General features: G+C 65.1%; 2 protein-coding genes and 1 pseudogene. 1 reads left to right on the top strand and 2 read right to left on the bottom strand.

Annotated features, from left to right (window positions below):
- Positions 1 to 243 precede the first annotated feature (243 nt).
- Entirely contained in the window at positions 244 to 825 is a 582-nt protein-coding gene (locus J2X01_RS21880; protein ID WP_310062639.1) for a dihydrofolate reductase family protein, read from the bottom strand.
- Between the two features lie 158 nt (positions 826 to 983).
- Here J2X01_RS21880 and J2X01_RS21875 point away from each other — a divergent pair.
- Positions 984 to 1,250, top strand: a pseudogene (locus J2X01_RS21875) (transposase); the annotation flags it as partial.
- Between the two features lie 3 nt (positions 1,251 to 1,253).
- Here the strand turns inward: J2X01_RS21875 and J2X01_RS21870 are convergent.
- The gene (locus J2X01_RS21870) at positions 1,254 to 3,710 is read right to left on the bottom strand and encodes an HAD-IC family P-type ATPase (RefSeq protein ID WP_445344443.1); all 2,457 of its coding nucleotides are present in this window, start codon (positions 3,708 to 3,710) and stop codon (positions 1,254 to 1,256) included.
- Positions 3,711 to 3,832 lie beyond the last annotated feature (122 nt).

The raw sequence follows: 3,832 nt of genomic DNA, 5'->3' as shown, positions 1-3,832 counted from the left end.
GGAGGGTGTGGGAGAGTAGGTCACCGCCGGAACATCATTACACGGTCGAGGACCCCCAACCACGTTGGGGGTCCTCCCGCATTTAAGGCTCAGCCAGGGAGGCTCTTCACAGTTGAGGGTGTAATCGCTGGCTGGATGTTGGCTGGCGCGTCGGTCCCGGGGCAGCGATGCGCAACCGCAGCCGGAGGCCCGATCTTGTGTCACCGTTCGCAGTGGACTTCTTCGCGTACCCGCTCAGATCGGTCAACGGCACACCCGATAGCGCAGGTGAAGCACCCGGTTGCCCTGAATCACCACGTCGCGATCCTCCAACAGGTGCTGTGCGTGGACCGACCCGAAGTAGCGCTTGCCGGACCCGAACACGACGGGTACGACGTCCATGCGCACCTCGTCGACCAGGCCCGCGGCAAGCATCTGGCCACCGACGTCACCAGCGGCGACCTCGACGATGCGGTCACCCGCGAGCTCTTGCGCCTTGGCCATGGCTGCCTCGACGCCGTCGACGAAGTGAAACGGCGCCTCGGGGTCCCAGCCCTCGGGTTGCGGCCGGTGCGTCACGACGACCACGTGGTCGATCCCGCTCGGAGGCTTCCCGTCCCAGCCGTCCGTCAGGTCGAAGACGTGGCGGCCGACGAGTGTCGCCCCGATCTGGTCCCAGTACGGCCGGGTGTAGTCGTAGGACGTCTGCGACACCTTCACTTCGCCGCTCTCGTCCAACGGGACGTCACCGTTGGACAACCAGTCGAACAGCGGTCCGGGCTGGTCATTCTCGTCCGCGATGAAGCCGTCCACCGACACCGAGCTGTACATGACCACCTTGCCCACGGGGCTCTCCTTTGCTCTGGGGTGCCCCCACATTAGCGTGTCGTGAGCTGTCGCTCTAGTAAGAATTCAATCGGCCGGCAGCGGCCAGCCGTGCATCGCGTGGCCGGGATGTTCGCGCAGGAGCCGCCGCGTAATCACCCACCGTGGCCAAGACCCGGGAGAAGGTCCTCGCGTCGCTGCCTACCTGCCCGATCCCGGAGATCAAGCGACTCGGCAAGACGCTCAAGCAGTGGCGCGAGGCGTTCCAGGCCTACTTCGACACCGGCCGCGCGAACAACGGCGGCACCGAAGCGATCAACGGCCTCATCGAACTCCACCGCCGCGTTGCCCGCGGCTTCCGCAACCGGAAGCACTACCGACTACGCATGCTGCTCATCGGCGGGCGGACTGTCCCACCCCCAATTCAGGTAGGAAGGCCCATTTAGGGCTCAGCGCGGAAACTTCCTCCCATGGACCCAGGCCAGCACCTCAAGAACCAGCCCCCCACCAACCACGGCGGCACCGGCTGCCCACAACATGTCCGCCGGCGGCAATGTGAGCTTGAGGAACTCCTGGGCAAGCGGCAGGTTGAGCAGGACCAGGAGTGCCGTACACATCGCGATCAAGACAGCCAACTTTTTCGCGTCCAGCGGGCGGGAGACCACCGAGAGAATCCACAGCCCCAGCAGAGCCAGGGTCAGCACCGATGCGGATTGCAGTGCCTCCGGGCTGGCCGCGGCACTCCCGCTCGAATTTGCGTACACGTTCAATCCCAGCAGTGAAGCTGCGACGATGAGCCCGGCGGGCATGGCGAAGGAGAGCGAGCGGCGCAGGAACCCCGGCCGGTAGGGGCGGGCGTTTGCCATCAGCGCCAAAAAGAAGGCGGGAATACCGATCGTCAGGCCGTCGGTGAATGAGAGTTGCCGCGGCAGGAAGGGAAACTGCAGATTCAGGAGTCCGAAGCTGACGGCGATCGCGATCGAGTAGGCCGTCTTGCTGAGAAAAAGCTTGGACACCCGCTCAATGTTCGCAATCACCCTGCGGCCCTCGGCCAGCACTCCTGGCAGCCGGTCGAAGCGTCCATCCAACAGCACGAGCCGGGCCACAGCCTTGGTGGCAGCCGCGGCAGAGTTCATAGCTATGCCAAGGTCGGCCTCTTTCAAAGCGAGCACATCATTGACGCCGTCTCCGGTCATCGCGACCGTATGCCCACGACGCTGGAGTGCCGCCACCATGTCCTTCTTCTGGTCGGGACTCACCCGGCCAAAGACCATGTAGGTGGCCATTACCTCTTCAAGCAGACGGGGGTCAGCAGGGAGTGTTCGGGCATCGTAACCATCCACGACGTCGAGGCCCACGCTGCGGGCAATCGCCGCAACCGTCCGGGGGTCGTCGCCCGAAATGATTTTCAGCGCTACGCCCTCCTCGCGGAAGTAGGCCAGTGTCTGTCGGGCATCAGGACGGATCTGTTCCCGAAACGTGAGCACGACAACGGGTTTCACATCGGACGGAAGTGTCGCCTTGTCGGCAGCGATGGCGGTGTCGCCGGCATATGCCAGCACAACGGTCCGCAGTCCGGAGGCCGCGAGCTGGCCAGCCTTGCCCAGGGCAACGCCAGCCGGCGATCCCGCGACGGCACCGGCGCCAGACCTTTCCGTCAGCACTACCTCAGGGGCGCCAAGGATCCAGGAGCCCCTGCGCTGGCTTCCGCCGTCGAAGGTTACAGAACTCCATTTCCGGGCGGAGGAGAACGGAACCGAAGAGACAGCGGGGTTGCCGCCGTTATGCCCGAAGGCTGCCTCCAGGCAACGCGATGTCGCGTTTGCCTCCGGATCCGCGGCAAACCAGCCCAAGGCGTGCTCCCAACCTGGTTCCGCGGGTTCGGCCAGCTCATGCACACCATCAAAGACGATTTGACCCTCGGTCAGCGTCCCGGTCTTGTCCAGGCAGAGGACATCCACGCGGGCCAGGCCTTCGACCGCCGCCAGTTCCTGGATGAGAACCTTGTTTCCGGCAAGCCGGACTCCGCCAACAGCGAAGGCCACACTCGAAAGTAGAACCAGACCCAGCGGAATCATGGCAATTACGCTCGCAATCACACCCACCAGCGCGGAAGTCCAGGCGCCGCTTGCGATGGCCTGCTCCCATCCGCCCCTGGACTGCATCTCACCATTGGCCACGATGAGGGCGACCGGTAACAGTGCCCAGGTTAGCCAGCGCAGAATCCGGTCGAGACTGTTGCGGATCTCTGAGTTGACCAGCGAGAACCGCTTCGCGTCGGCGGTGAGCCGGCTGGCGAACGATTCAGCGCCCACCCGCACCACCCGGGCAGTGCCGCGGCCGGCAACAATGATCGAGCCGGAGAGCACTTCACTCCCCACCTCCCTATCCACGGGGTCGGACTCCCCGGTGAGCAGGGACTCATCGGCCTCCAGCCCGCCGCTCTCGAGGACGGCTGCATCGGCCGTGACCTGGTCGCCGGCCCGTAAGACCAAGACGTCGTCAAGCACAACGTCGGCGGTCGCGATCTCCTGCACGGTGCCGTCGCGCAGCACCCGTGCCCGCGGGGCCTCGAGGACGGCGAGTCTGTCCAGGGACACCTTGGCGCGATATTCCTGCACGACTCCGATCACTGAGTTGCCGACGGCTGACAGGCCAAAAAGTGCGTCCTGCCAGCTGCCCAGCAGCAGGAGAAGGACAAAACTTGTGCCGACGATCGCGTTGAACAATGTCAGCACGTTGGCGCGGACGATCTCCCAGAGGCTGCGGCTGGTTGCGTCCGGGGCTTGATTGGCAAGGCCGTGCCTCATCCGCGAGGCAACGTCGCCGCGGGAGAGGCCTCCGGCGGGTGGCCCGGACACACGTCGATGGAGGAGTTCTGGTCTTTGGCGCCGGCTGTCTGCCATCACCCCCTGATCGTAGCCGGAGTAACTCCGGGGTGAGGGTGAGGCAGCCCACAGGGGTGGTTTTTGGCGGGTGTGGCCGGGGGCGGGGTGTTGGGTGGGTGGTTTTCCGCGCGGTTGTGGGG

The sequence above is a fragment of the Arthrobacter ginsengisoli genome, assembly GCF_031456935.1.
GTDB classification, from domain to species: domain Bacteria; phylum Actinomycetota; class Actinomycetes; order Actinomycetales; family Micrococcaceae; genus Arthrobacter; species Arthrobacter ginsengisoli.
This window is presented reverse-complemented; position numbering and strand designations above follow the sequence as displayed.